This window comes from Nocardioides szechwanensis (assembly GCF_900103935.1).
Lineage (GTDB): Bacteria > Actinomycetota > Actinomycetes > Propionibacteriales > Nocardioidaceae > Nocardioides > Nocardioides szechwanensis.
In genome coordinates this window covers 775,797-790,981 of sequence record NZ_FNIC01000001.1, presented here as the reverse complement: position 1 = coordinate 790,981, position 15,185 = coordinate 775,797, and the positions used below count along the sequence as shown (strand labels likewise).

Genomic DNA, 15,185 nt, shown 5'->3' with positions numbered 1-15,185 from the left:
CAGTGTGACGTTAATGCGATTGCGCTTTCAAGCAAGGGTTGCCTAACCCGGCGCCACTTCCGGCCGGGTCGCGCGGAGCCAGGCCAAACCGGCGAACGGCAGCACCAGCGGTAGGTAGCCGTAGCCCTGCCCGAAGTGTGACCAGACCGTCTTGTCCGGGAACAGGTCGGTGGCGACGTAGCTGAGCGCGCCGACGCCGAGCACGCCGACGAGCTCGAGGGTGCAGGCGACCACCGCCACCAGCCAGCCGCGGCGTCCGCCGAGCAGCAGGCACGTGGTCGCGACGAGGTAGATGACCGCCGCGAGCAGCGAGAGCGAGTAGGCCACCGGCGCGCGCCCGGCGTCGGTGGCGAGCTGGAGCACGGAGCGGCCGGTCGCCGCGACGGCGAACACGCCGTACGCGAAGACCAGGAGGCGCCCGGGGCCGGAGGAGAGCGACACGTCACGCACCGGCGTCCACCCAGATGCCCCAGAGCCGGACCTCGAGGGCGATCACGGTGAAGGCGGCGGCGGCCAGCACCGCGGTGCCGGCCCGGGACCGCTCGGCCAGCGACCAGAACGCCCCGATCGGCAGCACCAGCGCGACGCCGACGAGATAGCTCACGAACAGCACCCCGGGCACGTCCCGGTCGGTCGCGGCGAGCCGCACCACTCCCAGGACCAGCTGGACGAGCAGCACCAGCTCGACCACCGCGAGCAGCACGAACGTCGGGTCGCCGGCGGTCTCGTCGCGCACCAGGAGCACCGCCACGGCGACCAAGGTCACGACGGAGAGGACCAGCACTGCACCCATGACCCAGTCGTTCACGGCGGCAACCCTAGACTGCTGGCCGTGTCCGATACGCCTGCCGTCTCCGTCGACGGTCTGGTGATGAGGTACGGCGACAAGGTCGCGGTCGACGGGCTCAGCCTCACCGTGGAGCAACACACGATCACCGCCGTGCTCGGCCCCAACGGCGCCGGCAAGACCACGACGCTGGAGACCTGCGAGGGATATCGCAGCCCCCAGCAGGGCAGCGTGCGCGTGCTCGGGCTCGACCCGGTGCGGCAGCGCAAGGAGCTGCACCCGCGGATCGGCGTGATGCTCCAGGGCGGCGGCGCCTGGAGCGGCGTGCGCGCCATGGAGATGCTGCGCCACCTCGCCAAGCTGCATGCCCACCCCCTCGACGTCGACATGCTGGCCGAGCGGGTCGGGCTGGCCGACTGCGGCCGCACCCCCTACCGCCGGCTCTCCGGTGGGCAGCAGCAGCGTCTCGGCCTGGCCCTGGCCCTCGTCGGGCGCCCCGAGGTGGTCTTCGTGGACGAGCCGACCGCGGGCATGGACCCGCAGGTACGCCGTACGACGTGGGAGCTGCTCGAGGAGCTGCGCGCCGACGGCGTGACGGTCGTCCTCACCACCCACTACATGGACGAGGCCGAGCGGCTCGCCGACCGCATCCACATCATCGACCACGGCCGCCTGGTCGCGTCGGGCTCGCCGCTGGAGCTGATCCGCGGCGGCACGGTGACCACGATCCGGCTGGTCGTCACCAGGCCGTTCCCGCCGGGCGCCCCCGACTCGCTGCGCGCCGCCCTCGGCGACGAGACCGTGGTCTCCCAGCTCGACGCCGTCAGCCTGCTCGTCACCGGGCCGGCCGACGCCACGACCCTGGCCAAGGTGTCCCGCTGGTGCGAGGAGCAGGGCGTGCTCCCGGAGTCGCTCCAGCTCGGTCAGCGCAACCTCGAGGACGTCTTCCTCGAGCTGACCGGGAAGGAGCTGTCCCCGTGACCGCGTCCGGCACGTTCGCCCCGAAGCCCGGAGCCGCACCGCTCCCCCGCCAGGTGCTGGCCCAGGCCGGCATGGAGGCGCGGCTGATGCTGCGCAACGGCGAGCAGCTGCTGCTGGCCGTCGTCATCCCCGCGATCGTCCTGGTCGGCGGCGTCAAGGGCTCCGACCGGATCGGGCTGGAGTTCTCCCACCGCGCGGTCGACGTGATCACCCCCGGCGTGCTCGCGCTGGCGATCATGTCGACGGCCTTCACGTCGCTGGCGATCGCGACCGGCTTCGAGCGCCGCTACGGCGTCATCAAGCGGCTCGGCACCTCGCCGCTGTCGCGCACCGGTCTCCTCGCGGGCAAGATCGGCGCGCTGCTGCTGGTCGAGGTGCTGCAGGTCGCCGTGATCTCCGTCGTCGGTCTCGCCCTCGGCTGGGAGCCCGACGTCAACGTGGTCGGCGTCGTGCTCGCGATCGTCTTCGGAACCGCCGCCTTCGCCGCCCTCGGGCTGGCTCTGGCCGGCGCGCTGCGCGCCGAGGCGACCCTGGCAGCCGCCAACCTCGTCTACCTGCTGCTGCTCGCCGGCGGTGCCGTCGTACTCCCCACCTCGGCGTACGGCGACTTCGGCGAGGTCGTGCGCTGGCTCCCCTCCGGCGCCCTGGGCAACGCCATGCGCGGCGCCCTCACCGACGCCACCGTCGTCTGGCGCGAGCTCGCCGTGCTCCTGGGGTGGGCGATCGGTGGTGCCGTCCTCACGGCGAGGACGTTCAAGTGGGAGTAGGTTTCGAGGCTCGCTCCGCTCGCACCTCAACCACCGTCACGGCGGTCCGGGTGTTCGGCTGGGCCACCCTGGTCGCCAACGTCATGCTCGTCGTCACCGGCGGCGCTGTCCGCCTCACCGGCTCCGGGCTCGGCTGCCCCACCTGGCCCCGCTGCACCGACGAGTCGTTCCGTCCCCACGGCGCGCTCGACCTCCACGAGGCGATCGAGTTCGGCAACCGGATGCTCACCTTCGTCCTGGTCGCCGTCGCGGTCGCCACCTTCGTGGCCGCCTGGCGCACCGCCCGTCGCGACCTGCGCCGGCTCTCCGTCGTACTGGCGCTCGGGATCCCGGCCCAGGCCGTCATCGGCGGCATCACCGTCCTCACCGACCTCAACCCCTGGGTCGTCTCCTTCCACCTGCTCTGCTCGATGGCGATCATCGGGCTGGCCGTGGTCTTCATCCGCCGCATCGACCGCCCGGACCCGGTGTGGGTCGGAGGTGGCCTGGCCGGCCTCGCGTGGGCGACCTTCGCGGCCGCCTGGGCGGTCCTCTACCTCGGCACCGTCGTCACCGGCTCCGGACCCCACGCCGGCGACGTCAAGGCCCCCCGCAACGGCCTCGACCCGGTCCAGGTGAGCCAGCTCCACGCCGACTCGGTCTTCCTGTTTATAGGCCTCACCATCGGTCTGCTCTTCGCGCTGGTCGCTGTCGGCGCGGCCTACGAGGCGCGCAAGGCGGTCGCCGTACTGCTTGCCGTGTCAGTCGGCCAGGGCGCGATCGGCTTCGTCCAGTACTTCACCGACCTCCCCGAGATCCTCGTCGGCTTCCACATGCTCGGCGCCGCGCTGATCTCCGCGGCCGTGACCTGGGTGCTGCTAACCGTGGTTCAACAGGACCCGTCCGGGACCCCGCCTTCTGAGTTGCGCGTCGAGCGCCTCTGAGCCCCTGCGGTTCATGACGCCCACTGCGCGTCAATTCGCCCAGAATGAAGCAATCGGGACGCGCCCTGCACGGCGGACTCGGGAGGGCCGTGGCGGCATTGTCGCGCCCTGCGCAGCAGCGACGCGTTGCTTGTCGGTGGCCCCACCATGTTGACGCTTGTCGCCACGGAAGGTCAGGATCAGCCGGTAGCTCACCTGTCCGACGGCGGCGCGCAGTGCAGGTCGGATCAGCGGATCCGATGCTGCATCAGGGACGCATCGGGGCCGGCGGGATCGGCGATGCTGCTGATCATCTCGTAGCCCAAACCCGTATAGAAGCTGACCCGGTCGGGTGCACACTCGAGGACCAGCACCGCTGACTCCTCCGTCACCAACGCCGCCGCAACAGACTCCAGCAGCCGACGCCCGATGCCGAAGCCGTGGAGCGCCGGCTCCACCGCCGCCTTCTCGACCCAGGCGTGCGAATCGAGCGGTGCATGCACTTGCGCGACGTTCTGGTGGAACTGCCAGTCGATGGCAAGGGGATGATCCTCGGGCCGCGGCTCGGGCGCGAGCACCCGACAAAGCCGACAGTTTCCCGGCGTGCTTCCCATCACCACCCCGACAAGCACCTCGCCTACATTGGCTCCCAGTGCGACCGTGGACTCCTCACCCCGCACAGAGGAGTACAGGTCCCAAGACCCGCCCCAGCGATCAAGAAGCAGCTGTCCGTACATCTCTACGGTGAAAGGCTCATTGACGAAGGCACGATGGAGCAAGGCGCGGGCTGCCGGCCATTGCTCCGCGGCGAGAGGGCGCACTGAGAGTTGCATGTCCCGCAGTGTCGCTCAGCCTCCCCCGCACGGCCACCGGTTCCACGCTCAGGTTGACCTCGACCTGCGTCCAATTGTCGCCAGAGGGCGTGCCACTCATCGATCGGCGGCGATTGCGGAGGCGAATTAAGCCCCGGCAATCTTGGGCCGTTCTGCGGGTGCCATTCGTCGGTCGGTCGAGGAGCCGGTCATGGATCGCGGGCGCTTGAGGTTCAGGCATTGCGGTGCGGGCCGACGACGAGGAGAGTTGCAGCCCGGCGGAATCTCACTTGAAGGGCAGGTGTTGAGGTGGGGGACACACCTGACGCCGCGGGGGCCCTCGTCCGTGCGCACGAGCACGCCTTGACGTGGCTGTCCAGCTTGGGTGATCGCGCCGTACCCCCGTCTGCGTCGGTCGCCGAAGTGGTTGCAGCCCTTGGTGCTGAGCTGCCCGCCGGCCCGACCGATCCGTCGGCGGTTGTTGACCTGCTGGTGAATGGGGTCGAAGGCGGGCTGACGGCCATGCCGTCGGGTCGATTCTTTGGGTTCGTGATCGGCGGCACACATCCTGCTGGGATGGCGGCGGACTGGTTGACCTCAGCGTGGGACCAAAACGCTGGGCTACGCACGGTCACGCCTGCGGCGACCGCGGTCGAGGACCTCGCCGAGGCGTGGGTGCTGGACCTACTCGGTTTGGACGCCGGCAGCGCCGTCGGTTTTGTGACCGGCGGGACCATGGCCAACTTCACCTGCTTGGCCGCCGCACGCGGGGCAGTGCTCGCCCGGGCCGGGTGGGACGTCGGGAATGACGGACTGGTCGGCTCGCCGGGGGTGCGAGTGCTGGTCGGAACGGAGCGTCACGACTCGGTCGATCTGGTGTTGCGGTACCTCGGCCTGGGTGCGCCAGAACTCGTTGCGGTCGACGAGCAGGGCCGGGTCGACCCGGCGGCCATCCGCAGAATGCTTGGGAGCGGTGACGACCGGCCGACGGTGGTGGTCCTTCAAGCGGGCAACATCCACTCAGGGGCGTTCGACCCGTTCGAAGAGGCGATCGCGGCTGCGCATGAGTACGGGGCGTGGGTGCACGTGGACGGCGCGTTCGGGCTCTTCGCTGGCGCCAGTCCGGCGTACCGCCACCTCCTCGACGGCTACGAGGCCGCAGACTCCTGGGCGACCGATGCCCACAAGACGCTCAACGTGCCTTACGACTGTGGGCTGGCGATAGTGCGTGACCCAGCCGCCCTGAGGGCGGCGATGTCGATGCACGGTGACTATCTGATCCACGACGTCGCAGGCGATCCGTTCGAGAAGGTCCCTGAATTGTCTCGCCGCGCCCGCGCGTTCACCGTGTGGGCAGTGCTGCGGTCGCTGGGTCGCAGCGGGGTAGCCGCGTTAGTGGAAGGTCTGGCCGGTCATGCTCGGGCGTTCGCCGACGGTATCGCTGACATCGATGGTGCCGAGGTCCTCAACGACGTGGTTTTTACCCAGGTTTGTGTTGCCTTTGGAGACGACGCCCGCACACGCGATGTCGTCCGTCGGATGTTGGACGACGGCACCGCGTGGGCCAGCGGATCGGTCTGGCGTGAGCGGGCCGTGCTGCGCATCTCGGTGAGTAACTGGTCAACGACCAACGCCGACGTCGAACGCACACTCAACGCCCTTCGCGCCGCCTTTACTGCGTCGGCATAGGCGATCAGGGCCTCGTAACACCGGGTTGAGGGCGCGGACTCATGGCGTCGTCACAAACGGTGGCAGCGGACCCCATGTGACGGAGCACCTCGACCTGCGTCTTAGTGCCGCTTGTCGGCGTGCTCTCGGACGACCGAATCTGTCTCGGTCCATGCGGCGTCTTTGGCGGAGGCCCCCGGCGGCTACTCCGCCGCGTCGCCTTCCTCCTTCGCGAGCGGTTCGAACGGATGGGGCGTGCTGCGCGAGCAAGATTCCCGCTTGGGTCGCGCGAGGGCCGTTGGCAGTCCAACCTGCGGGGAAGCTCCTCATGCCTTCATCCAAGGCGCGACCTATTCGGTCGTCCAGTCCTCAATCGAGACGACCGGGATGAAGTGCACCAACGACGTTGCGTCACGGGTCTCGTCGTACTCGCCGAGCAGGCGGATGTAGGTCCGTCGATCAACCTCCCAGTCGTAGGCCAGCAACGGCTCCAGACCAGTCTGCGCGGCGAGGAATACAAGGTCGGCGAGCAGTCTCGTCACACGCCCATTACCGTCCACAAATGGATGCACATGTACCAAGGCGGCGTGAGCGGCGATGCCAAGCGTGCGGGCTTTGATTCCCGTCTGGTGGTCCCACTGATAGCTGAGGTTGTCCAGTGCGTTCCGCATCTCTACGGCGATGAGCTCGGGTGCAATGCCGATGTTGGTCTCCAGCGAGCGCTGACGACCACCCCACTCCCACACAGGCGCATAGAGGCGACGGTGGAGATCTCGGACGAAGTGATCGACGAGCAGGTCGCGAACCGGCACGTTCCAGTTCAGGAGGTTGCCCCACCACTCATCAGCTACCTCGGCCTGGATCTGCTGTTCGAGGTCGTAGAGGTCGGCCTTGCGGATCGGGTCGCCTAGGATCTCGCGGGCCGCCGGCGTGAGCGCTTCAGCTTCCTCGTCGCTGACGAGGGTCTCCCCGTAGTCTGGTTCGAAAGCCATCAGGCCTTGGCGCGCAGAGACTCCACGAACTTCTCGACCTTAGGCGAGCGGACGTGATTGTCAGGCACGACGCGTTGCTCCAACCTCGCCGACGCCTTGGTGGAGCGCACGACGGACTGACGGCGAGCGTTCTCCGACACAGTCTTCTTACTCATGGCTCCTCCTTGGGGTCGTCGCCAAGTCTAGCCGAGTCACCATGGCGGAGGGTGGCCGCGCGATATGGTCAATGGGAGTCACTCCATCGGCGCTGACGACCCCGAACACAGCGTCATTCCGCCGCGTTAGCACGCGCACCCAGGCGCGGAGCCAAGCGAGCGACCGAACATTCCGTGCTGCGAGTGAGTCCGAGACTCGCCTCACCCGCTCCGCTCGTACACATGCACCCCGTCGGTGAGCACGTAGACCAGCATCGGGTTGGACGAGCCGGGAGCGATGACGAGCTGACCGGGGCTGCCCGGGTCGGCTTCGGAGAAAGGGTTGGCCAGTGCCTCGACCCCCGCGACCTTGCCGTCGGGACTGACCTGGGTGGCGCCGACGAGCTGGACCGACTCATCGTCCTCGCCGCTGCCGATCAGGTACAGGTGCAGGGTGCCGTCGGCGCCGGCGCGGACCTGGACACCCACGTGGGCCGGCGCACCGAACGACGTGCGGAGCGGTAGCACCCTGGACGTCACGGCCACCTCGATCCTGACCTGATCCCCGAGCTTCAGCGAGAACGGCAGGCCGGAGGGGGTCCGGAAGGCACGCACGGCCTGCCTCGAACCGTCCGACGGGTCGACCGCGACCAGCTTCCCGCGGAGTGAGAGCCCGTAGAGGCGCTGGCCGTCGTCGTACGTAGGGAAGAACGACCCGTCGACCGCGATCTCGTCGAGGACTCCGTCACGAAGCCGCAGCAGCGCCGTGCCCTGTGGCGTCTGTCGGGCCGCGACGAGCGTGCCGTCGGCCAGCACGTGCGGGAGCTGCCACTGGAAGTACCGGCCGGAGACCAGCAGCTTCCGGCTGATCCTGACCTGGTCGAGGTAGTGACCTGCGGCGTCGTAGTGGGCGATTCGCGCCTTGGCCGCGTCGAGGAACCACCAAGTGCCGTCCAGGCCGGGCGCGCCGTACTCGGGCCCGATGTCGAGCGAGCCGGAGTCGCCGCCGGGCGCCGTACCCAGCAGCTTCATTCCCGGCCCGTAGCCGATCACGAACTTCTCCCGCCAAGCGGCGGGCATCGTCGGTACGGCGGCCGGCATGACCAGCTCGTCGACGTCCAGGTCGCGACCATCAGGCGGCGCGGTCGGCGTGGTCGGAGCACTGCCGCCGTCGGAGGGCGTGGGCGTCCCGGTGGAGGACGCCGCGGGTGGAGGCGTCTCGGGGTCTTCGGTGGAGCAGGCGACCACAACCGACGCGATCAGCACGCAGAGGACCGGCAGCCGAGTCCGGCGGAAGCCAGCATCCACGTGGTCACCTTTCTGCGGGCAGCATCGCAGATCGAGGGGACCCATCTTCGTCGCTGGCCTAGGGTCACGTCATGCCTGAGTTCACCTGGCTCCCGGCCAACCGAGCGACCGAAGAGGACGTGGAGGCGGTGTTCGACACGAGCGGCGCCCGCAAGTGCCGGTGCCAGGCCATGAAGGTGGCGGGCTGGATCTGGCGCGACACCACGCAGGAGGAGCGAGACGTCGCAATGCTCGAGCAGACCGCCTGCGGCACCGCCGGCCTGACGTCCGGGCTGATCGGGTACGTCGACGGCGAGCCCGCCGGCTGGGTGGCGGTCGAGCCGCGGGAGAACTACCCCCGACTATGGAGCCGGAAGCAGGCGTGGATGCGGATGGACCCCGAGCTGCAAGGCGTCTGGTCAGTGACCTGCTTTGTCGTGCGCAAGGGTTGGCGGCAGTCCGGGCTGACCTACGAGCTCGCGAACGCCACGGTGGAGTACGGCCAGCAGGTCGGCGCCCACGTCCTGGAGGGTTACCCGATCGAGCCGCCGCCAGGCAAGACCGTGATCTGGGACGAGGCGTCGGTCGGACTGCTGCAGGTCTTCCTCGAGGCCGGCTACGAGGTGGCGGCCTCCCCCACCCTGCGGCGGCGAGTGGTGCGGCGAGCACCAGGCGCCCCCTCCTGACCGCGAGCTACGCAGCGCGCCTGGCGCGACGACGCTCCACCAGGTGCACGACCCCACGCCACCCCAGCATCGTGACCGCGAGGAAGATCCCGGCGACGACGAGGAACGCGGGAGCAAGACCGCGGCCCGAGGCCGCGCGCAGGCCCATGCCGAGCACGTAGGTCACGGCCAGGACGATCGCGCCCTCGGGCCACGCCCGACGTGTCGGCCGCCCAGTCGAGGTCAGCCAGACGTGCGCCACCCCGGCTGCCAACGCGTAGGGCCAGGCAATGGCGAGCACCACCCAAGCCGACTCACCCGCGTCGTGCGAGCCCTTGCCACCGACGGCAAGGGCGAGCACGCAGGCCAGGTCGGCCACGAGCGGCCACAGCCGGCGGATTGTCATTGTCTTCCGTCCTGAATCAGCGTGTGGGATCGATGATGGTCATCCCGGCCACCGTGGCCTGGTCGAACCCGGGCAACAGTGCCGCGGCCTCGTCGAGGCCGATGGTGCGCTCGATGAGCCGTTGAGGTTGCAGTGAGCCTGCCTCGATCAGCGCCATCATCACGGGATAGTCGGCGGCCGCCATCCCGTGGCTGCCGAGGACGTCGAGCTCCCACGCGATCACTCGTTCCATCGGCACTCGCGGGTGCCCGCCGACCGGCGGGAGCAGTCCCACCTGGACCAGGCGACCTTGACGTCGCAGGCTCAGGATGGCGTCGGCGCAGGTCTGCTCACTGCCGACGGCGTCGACCGCGATGTCGCTGCCACCGGCAACGAGGTCGGCGACTGCCGAGGGGATGTCGGTCCCGTCGGCAAGCAGGGTGTGTTCGGCGCCGAGCTCCGCGGCCACGGCGAGTGCCTCCGGGTTGCGGTCGACGGCGACCACGCGTCCGCCGAGCGCACGGGCGATCATCACGACGCTGAGGCCGACTCCGCCGGCACCGACCACCGTGACCCACTCCCCCTCGGTGATCCGGGCACGTCCCACCAGCGCGCGGTACGCCGTGGCGAACCGGCACCCGAGGCTGGCCGCGGTCGCGAAGCTCACCTGCTCGGGGACGGCGACCAGGTTGGTGTCGGCAGCGTGCAGCGCGACGTACTCGGCGAACGAGCCCCAGTGGGTGAACCCCGGCTGCTCCTGGTCGGGGCAGACCTGGGCGTTGCCGGACAGGCACCAGACGCAGCGACCGCAGCCGCACACGAACGGGACGGTGACCCGGTCGCCGACCGTCCAGCGGGTCACGCCCGCGCCGACCTCCACGACCGCACCGGCGAGCTCGTGGCCGGGCACGTGGGGGAACGCGATCTCGTCGTGGCCTGCCCACGCGTGCCAGTCGCTGCGGCACATCCCCGTCGCGATGACGCGGACGACCACGCCGCCGTACGGAGCCGACGGCTGCGGCACGTCGCGCACCTCGGGCCGGGACCGGGCGGCGTCGACCACCACTGCGCGCATCCGCACATCCTCGCAAACGCGTTCCCGACCTGTGCCGCCGCAGCCCCGTCACATGTCGGGGGCAGGCTGGGGCGCGGTCTCGCCCCGGCCGAGCCGGGAGTGCCGGTAGCCGTAGCAGGCGTAGACGACCAGGCCGATGGCCATCCACACGACGAACCGCACCCAGGTGCCGCCGGTGAGGTTAAGCATCAGGTAGAGGCACAGGAGTACCGACGCGGTGGCGACCGCGTAGACCGCCGGCGTACGGAACGACCGGGGCAGGTCCGGCCGGCTGCGCCGCAGGATCACGACGCCCACGCTGACCAGGATGAAGGCGAAGAGCGTGCCGATGCTGACCAGGTTGACCAGGGTCGCGAGGTCGACGAGACCGCCGATCAGCGCCACGGCGACGCCCGTGATGAGCGTGATGACGTACGGCGTGCCGAACCGTGGGTGCACCTTGGCCAGGCCGCGGGGCAGCAAGCCGTCGCGGGCCATCGCGAACGCGACCCGGGTCTGGCCGAGGATCAGGATCATCACCACCACGATCAGGCCGATGCAGGCGCCGATCGCGATCAGCCGGCCCATGAACTCCAGGCCCACGGACTCGAACGCGCTCGCGAGCGGGGCGGCGTCGCCGGCCTCGATCTCGGTGTAGTTGCGCATCCCGGTGACGACGAGACTGACCGCCATGTAGAGCAGGGTCACGATGACGAGAGACCCGAGGATGCCGCGGGGGATGTCGCGCTGCGGGTTCTTGGTCTCCTCGGCGGTGGTGGCGAGGATGTCGAAGCCGATGAACGCGAAGAAGACGATCGAGGCGCCGGCGATCACGCCGGCCAGGCCGTAGACGGCCGGCTCGGTCCCCAGCAGCGAGCTGATCAGGGTGACGTCCATGAAGCTGCCGCTCGCGTCGGGCGCGGGCTCCGACGGCGGGATGAACGGCGTGTAGTTCTCGCCCGAGATGTGCCCGACGCCGAAGACGATGACCGCGCCGATGACCAGCAGCTTGATCGCGACGATCACCTGGTTGATCCGGCTGGACAGCTTGATGCCGCCGATCAGGATCGCCGTCACGAGCAGCGAGATCACGACGGCCGGCAGGTCGACCACGCCGTCTGCCGCCGACCCCAGGGACGTCGGCACCTCGAGGAAGGTGCCCTCGAAGACCTCCTGGAAGTACCCGGAGAAGCTCGTGCTGAGTGCGGCGGCCCCGATCGTGAACTCGAGAGCCAGGTCCCACCCGATGATCCAGGCGACCACCTCGCCGAAGGAGGCGTAGCTGAACGTGTAGGCGCTGCCGGCGACCGGGAGGGTGGAGGCGAACTCCGCGTAGCAGAGCGCGGCCAGCGCGCAGGCCAGACCGGCGATGGCGAAGGAGATCGTGATCGCCGGCCCGGAGTTGGTCTTCGCCACGGTTCCGGTCACGACGAAGATCCCGGCGCCGATGATCACACCGACGCCGAAGATCAGCAGGTCCAGGACTCCGAGATCCTTCTTCAGCCGGTGTTCTGGCTCATCGGTCTCGGCGATGGACTGCTCGACCGACTTCGTCCGAAAGAGGTCCATCCCAGCACCGTAGTCAGAGCTTGAGCAGCGGGTCCAGCGCGACGGCCACGAAGAGCAGCGACAGGTAGAGGTTGGAGTGGTGGAACAACCGCATCGGCTGGATCACGCTGAGGTCCTCCGTGTTGCGCGCCCGGCGCCACAGCTTGTGGGCCTCGAGCAGGAACACCGCACCCAGCACGGCCGCGGTCACGGGGTAGAGCAGCCCGGTGCCGGCCACCGGCCACAGCAGCAGCGACGTGGCCACCATGACCCAGCTGTAGAGCACGATCTGGCGGCCGACCTCACGGGCCGACGCCACGACCGGCAGCATCGGGACGTCGACGTTGGCGTAGTCCTCGCGGTAGCGCAGCGCCAGCGCCCACGTGTGCGGCGGCGTCCAGAAGAAGACGACCGCGAACAGTACGATCGGCACCCACGACAGCTCGTTGGTGACGGCGGTCCAGCCGATCAGGGCCGGGAAGCAGCCGGCCAGGCCACCCCAGACGATGTTCTGCGTGGTGCGGCGCTTGAGCACCATCGTGTAGACGAGCACGTAGAACGCGTTGGCCAGCAGCGCCAGCCCCGCGGACAGCAGGTTGACCCAGAGGGCCAGTACGACGGTCGAGGCCACCGCGAGCACCGTGGCGAAGACCAGGGCGGCGCGGGCGGTGACGATGTGACGCGGCAGCGCCCGGCGACGGGTGCGCCGCATCTGCTCGTCGATGTCGCGGTCGTAGACGCAGTTGAACGCCGACGCGGAGCCAGCCGACAGTGTCCCGCCGACGACGGTGGCGAGGACCAGGCCGAGCTCGGGGACACCACGGTCGGCGAAGAACATCACCGGCACCGTGGTGAGCAGCAGCAGCTCGATGACCCGCGGCTTGGTGAGGCCGACGTAGGCGGCGACGACGTCGCGGAAGCCGGTCCCGCTGGTCGGCTCGTCGCGCTCCGGCTGCTGGGCAGCGGTGGGCGACTGGTCGACGTACGTCACGGAGATCCTCGGGAATGGAAATGGCTGCCTCGGGCAACCGGTGCGGGTGCCACTCTAGCCCGTCGCCTGGGTAGGCTCGGAACGGCGCAACCCCCTTGAGAGGAACCACGTGACGACTCCCGCAGGACTGGACTGGACCGAGCTCGACCAGAGGGCCGTCGACACGGCGCGAGTGCTGGCCATGGACGCGGTGCAGAAGGTGGGCAACGGCCACCCCGGCACCGCCATGAGCCTGGCCCCGGCCGCCTACCTCCTCTTCCAGAAGGTCATGAGGCACGACCCGGCCGACCCCGACTGGTTGTCCCGCGACCGCTTCGTCCTCTCGTGCGGCCACTCCAGCATCACGCTCTACACGCAGCTCTACCTCGGCGGCTTCGGGCTCGAGCTCGAGGACCTCCAGGCGCTGCGCACCTGGGGCAGCAAGACCCCGGGCCACCCGGAGTACCACCACACCAAGGCCGTCGAAGTCACCACCGGCCCGCTCGGCCAGGGCATCGGCAACGCGGTCGGCATGGCCATGGCGGCGCGCAAGCAGCGCGGAATGCTCGACCCGGAGACGCCCGAGGGCGAGTCCTTCCTCGACCACCACGTCTACGTACTGGCCAGCGACGGCGACATCGAGGAGGGCATCAGCTCCGAGGCCTCCTCGATCGCCGGCACCCAGCGCCTGGGCAACCTGACACTCATCTACGACGCCAACGAGATCTCGATCGAGGGCGACACCAACATCGCGCTCAGCGAGGACGTCGCCGCGCGCTACGAGGCCTACGGCTGGCACGTCCAGACCGTCGACTGGACCCACGGCGGCGAGGGCTACCGCGAGGACGTCCACGCGCTGTACGACGCGATCGAGGCCGCCCGCGCTGTCACCGACCGCCCGAGCTTCATCAAGCTGCGCACGATCATCGCCTGGCCCGCGCCGTCCGCACAGGGCACCGGCAAGGCCCACGGCTCCGCCCTGGGCGACGACGAGGTCGCAGCGACCAAGAAGATCCTCGGCTTCGACCCCGAGCAGACCTTCGAGGTCGCACCCGAGGTCATCGAGCACACCCGCAAGCTAGGTGAGCGCGGCTCCGCCGCCGGCGATGCCTGGGACGCGGCGTACGCCGTGTGGTCCGAGGCCCACCCCGAGCGTGCGGAGCTGCTCCACCGGATCAACAGCGGCTCGCTGCCCGACGGCTGGGACTCCGACCTGCCGACGTTCGACGCGGACCCCAAGGGCGTCGCCACCCGCAAGGCCTCGGGCGCCGTGATCAACGCGATCGCCGCCACCGTCCCCGAGCTGTGGGGCGGCTCCGCCGACCTCGCCGAGTCCAACAACACGACGATCGAGGAGGCCGGCTCGTTCCTGCCCGTCGACCGCGCCACCAAGATGTGGCAGGCCGACCCCTACGCCGGTCGCGTGCTCCACTTCGGGATCCGCGAGCACGCAATGGGCGCGATCATGAACGGCATCGCCCTGCACTGGAACACCCGCGTCTTCGGCGGCACGTTCCTCACCTTCTCCGACTACATGCGTGGCTCGGTGCGTCTGGCCGCGATCATGGGTCTGCCGGTCACCTACGTGTGGACCCACGACTCCATCGGCCTCGGCGAGGACGGACCGACCCACCAGCCGGTCGAGCACCTCGCGTCGCTGCGGGCCATGCCCGGTCTCGACGTGGTCCGCCCGGCCGACGCCAACGAGACCGCCGCCTGCTGGCGCGCGGTCATGGTCAACGCCCGCCCCGCGGGCATCGCGCTCAGCCGGCAGAACGTGCCGGTCTTCCCGCGTGGTGCCGAAGGTTTCGCCGACACCAGCGAGGCCCACCGCGGTGGCTACGTCCTCCTCGACGCCGAGGGAGGCGCGCCCGACGTCGTACTCGTCGGCACCGGCTCCGAGGTCCAGCACGCCGTCGCCGCCCGCACCACGCTGGCGGCCGAGGGCATCAAGGCCCGGGTCGTCTCGATGCCCTGTCGCGAGTGGTACGCCGAGCAGGACGCCGCCTACCGCGACTCGGTCATCCCGCCGAGCGTCAAGGCACGCGTCTCCGTCGAGGCCGGCGTGGCCCAGGGCTGGCGCGAGGTGGTCGGCGACGCCGGCCGCATTGTTTCCGTCGACCGTTTCGGGGCATCGGCAGACGCCGCCACGATGTTCGAGGAGTACGGCATCACCGCCGAGGCAGTCACCTCGGCCGCACGCGAGAGCCTGGCAGCAGTAGCCGGCTGACGA

16 protein-coding genes are annotated in these 15,185 nt (G+C 69.7%); 6 read left to right on the top strand and 10 right to left on the bottom strand.

Features of this window, described 5'->3' with window-relative positions; translation table 11 throughout:
- Nucleotides 1-42: 42 nt before the first annotated feature.
- Nucleotides 43-450 (bottom strand): hypothetical protein, encoded by a 408-nt coding sequence (locus BLR90_RS03810; RefSeq protein WP_091022637.1) that lies wholly within the window; start codon nt 448-450, stop codon nt 43-45.
- Entirely contained in the window at nt 443-808 is a 366-nt protein-coding gene (locus tag BLR90_RS03805) for a hypothetical protein (RefSeq protein ID WP_143016098.1), read from the bottom strand. The genes BLR90_RS03810 and BLR90_RS03805 overlap by 8 nt, the downstream gene beginning before the upstream one ends.
- A gap of 24 nt (nt 809-832) precedes the next feature.
- Here BLR90_RS03805 and BLR90_RS03800 point away from each other — a divergent pair, with 24 nt between their 5' ends.
- From BLR90_RS03800 to BLR90_RS03790, 3 genes are read left to right on the top strand one after another with little or no spacing between them, the layout of a single operon-like run.
- Complete coding sequence (locus BLR90_RS03800; RefSeq protein WP_091022635.1) at nt 833-1,768, top strand: ABC transporter ATP-binding protein; 936 nt, start codon at nt 833-835, stop codon at nt 1,766-1,768.
- Nucleotides 1,765-2,535 (top strand): ABC transporter permease, encoded by a 771-nt coding sequence (locus BLR90_RS03795; RefSeq protein ID WP_245715139.1) that lies wholly within the window; start codon nt 1,765-1,767, stop codon nt 2,533-2,535. The genes BLR90_RS03800 and BLR90_RS03795 overlap by 4 nt, the downstream gene beginning before the upstream one ends.
- On the top strand, nt 2,526-3,458 hold the full coding sequence (locus BLR90_RS03790) for a COX15/CtaA family protein (protein ID WP_245715138.1): 933 nt from the start codon (nt 2,526-2,528) through the stop codon (nt 3,456-3,458). Before BLR90_RS03795 ends, BLR90_RS03790 begins: the two co-directional genes overlap by 10 nt.
- Nucleotides 3,459-3,685: 227 nt before the next feature.
- On the opposite strand, the gene BLR90_RS03785 is transcribed toward BLR90_RS03790, so the two are convergent.
- Nucleotides 3,686-4,270, bottom strand: coding sequence for a GNAT family N-acetyltransferase (locus BLR90_RS03785; protein WP_091022634.1), 585 nt, complete (start codon nt 4,268-4,270; stop codon nt 3,686-3,688).
- Nucleotides 4,271-4,612: 342 nt separating this feature from the next.
- Here BLR90_RS03785 and BLR90_RS03780 point away from each other — a divergent pair, with 342 nt between their 5' ends.
- Nucleotides 4,613-5,938, top strand: a complete 1,326-nt coding sequence (locus BLR90_RS03780) for a pyridoxal phosphate-dependent decarboxylase family protein (RefSeq protein WP_245715137.1) — start codon at nt 4,613-4,615, stop codon at nt 5,936-5,938.
- Between the two features lie 329 nt (nt 5,939-6,267).
- On the opposite strand, the gene BLR90_RS03775 is transcribed toward BLR90_RS03780, so the two are convergent.
- From BLR90_RS03775 to BLR90_RS03770, 3 genes are all read right to left on the bottom strand, one after another.
- Nucleotides 6,268-6,909, bottom strand: coding sequence for a Fic family protein (locus BLR90_RS03775; protein ID WP_091022632.1), 642 nt, complete (start codon nt 6,907-6,909; stop codon nt 6,268-6,270).
- Nucleotides 6,909-7,064: a hypothetical protein gene (locus BLR90_RS20875; protein WP_170254185.1), complete on the bottom strand. Its 156-nt coding sequence runs from the start codon at nt 7,062-7,064 to the stop codon at nt 6,909-6,911. Before BLR90_RS20875 ends, BLR90_RS03775 begins: the two co-directional genes overlap by 1 nt.
- Before the next feature lie 201 nt (nt 7,065-7,265).
- Nucleotides 7,266-8,351 (bottom strand): DUF7485 domain-containing protein, encoded by a 1,086-nt coding sequence (locus tag BLR90_RS03770; protein WP_091022631.1) that lies wholly within the window; start codon nt 8,349-8,351, stop codon nt 7,266-7,268.
- Nucleotides 8,352-8,422: 71 nt separating this feature from the next.
- Between BLR90_RS03770 and BLR90_RS03765 the strand changes: the two genes are divergently transcribed.
- Nucleotides 8,423-9,016, top strand: coding sequence for an N-acetyltransferase (locus tag BLR90_RS03765; RefSeq protein ID WP_091022630.1), 594 nt, complete (start codon nt 8,423-8,425; stop codon nt 9,014-9,016).
- 7 nt (nt 9,017-9,023) lie between these two features.
- On the opposite strand, the gene BLR90_RS03760 is transcribed toward BLR90_RS03765, so the two are convergent.
- Genes BLR90_RS03760 through BLR90_RS03745 form a run of 4 tightly spaced genes read right to left on the bottom strand, consistent with a single transcriptional unit; the run spans nt 9,024 to nt 12,973 of the window.
- Nucleotides 9,024-9,401 (bottom strand): DUF3054 domain-containing protein, encoded by a 378-nt coding sequence (locus tag BLR90_RS03760; RefSeq protein ID WP_091022629.1) that lies wholly within the window; start codon nt 9,399-9,401, stop codon nt 9,024-9,026.
- A gap of 16 nt (nt 9,402-9,417) precedes the next feature.
- A complete protein-coding gene (locus BLR90_RS03755) occupies nt 9,418-10,455 on the bottom strand; it encodes an alcohol dehydrogenase catalytic domain-containing protein (RefSeq protein WP_091022628.1) in 1,038 nt (345 codons plus the stop codon).
- A 48-nt stretch (nt 10,456-10,503) separates the two neighbouring features.
- Nucleotides 10,504-12,003: an amino acid permease gene (locus tag BLR90_RS03750; protein ID WP_091022627.1), complete on the bottom strand. Its 1,500-nt coding sequence runs from the start codon at nt 12,001-12,003 to the stop codon at nt 10,504-10,506.
- A 13-nt stretch (nt 12,004-12,016) separates the two neighbouring features.
- Nucleotides 12,017-12,973, bottom strand: a complete 957-nt coding sequence (locus BLR90_RS03745; protein WP_091022626.1) for a heme o synthase — start codon at nt 12,971-12,973, stop codon at nt 12,017-12,019.
- Between the two features lie 181 nt (nt 12,974-13,154).
- On the opposite strand from BLR90_RS03745, the gene tkt reads away from it, so the two are divergent.
- Nucleotides 13,155-15,182, top strand: coding sequence for a transketolase (tkt, locus tag BLR90_RS03740; protein WP_218029291.1), 2,028 nt, complete (start codon nt 13,155-13,157; stop codon nt 15,180-15,182).
- Nucleotides 15,183-15,185 lie beyond the last annotated feature (3 nt).

Coding starts and splice junctions, on each gene's coding strand:
- BLR90_RS03785 (WP_091022634.1), bottom strand. CDS start 4,270: ATGCAACTCTCAGTGCGCCCTCTCGCCGCGGAGCAATGGCCGGCAGCC.
- BLR90_RS03775 (WP_091022632.1), bottom strand. CDS start 6,909: ATGGCTTTCGAACCAGACTACGGGGAGACCCTCGTCAGCGACGAGGAA.
- BLR90_RS20875 (WP_170254185.1), bottom strand. CDS start 7,064: ATGAGTAAGAAGACTGTGTCGGAGAACGCTCGCCGTCAGTCCGTCGTG.
- BLR90_RS03765 (WP_091022630.1), top strand. CDS start 8,423: ATGCCTGAGTTCACCTGGCTCCCGGCCAACCGAGCGACCGAAGAGGAC.
- BLR90_RS03760 (WP_091022629.1), bottom strand. CDS start 9,401: ATGACAATCCGCCGGCTGTGGCCGCTCGTGGCCGACCTGGCCTGCGTG.
- BLR90_RS03755 (WP_091022628.1), bottom strand. CDS start 10,455: ATGCGCGCAGTGGTGGTCGACGCCGCCCGGTCCCGGCCCGAGGTGCGC.
- BLR90_RS03750 (WP_091022627.1), bottom strand. CDS start 12,003: ATGGACCTCTTTCGGACGAAGTCGGTCGAGCAGTCCATCGCCGAGACC.
- tkt (WP_218029291.1), top strand. CDS start 13,155: ATGGACGCGGTGCAGAAGGTGGGCAACGGCCACCCCGGCACCGCCATG.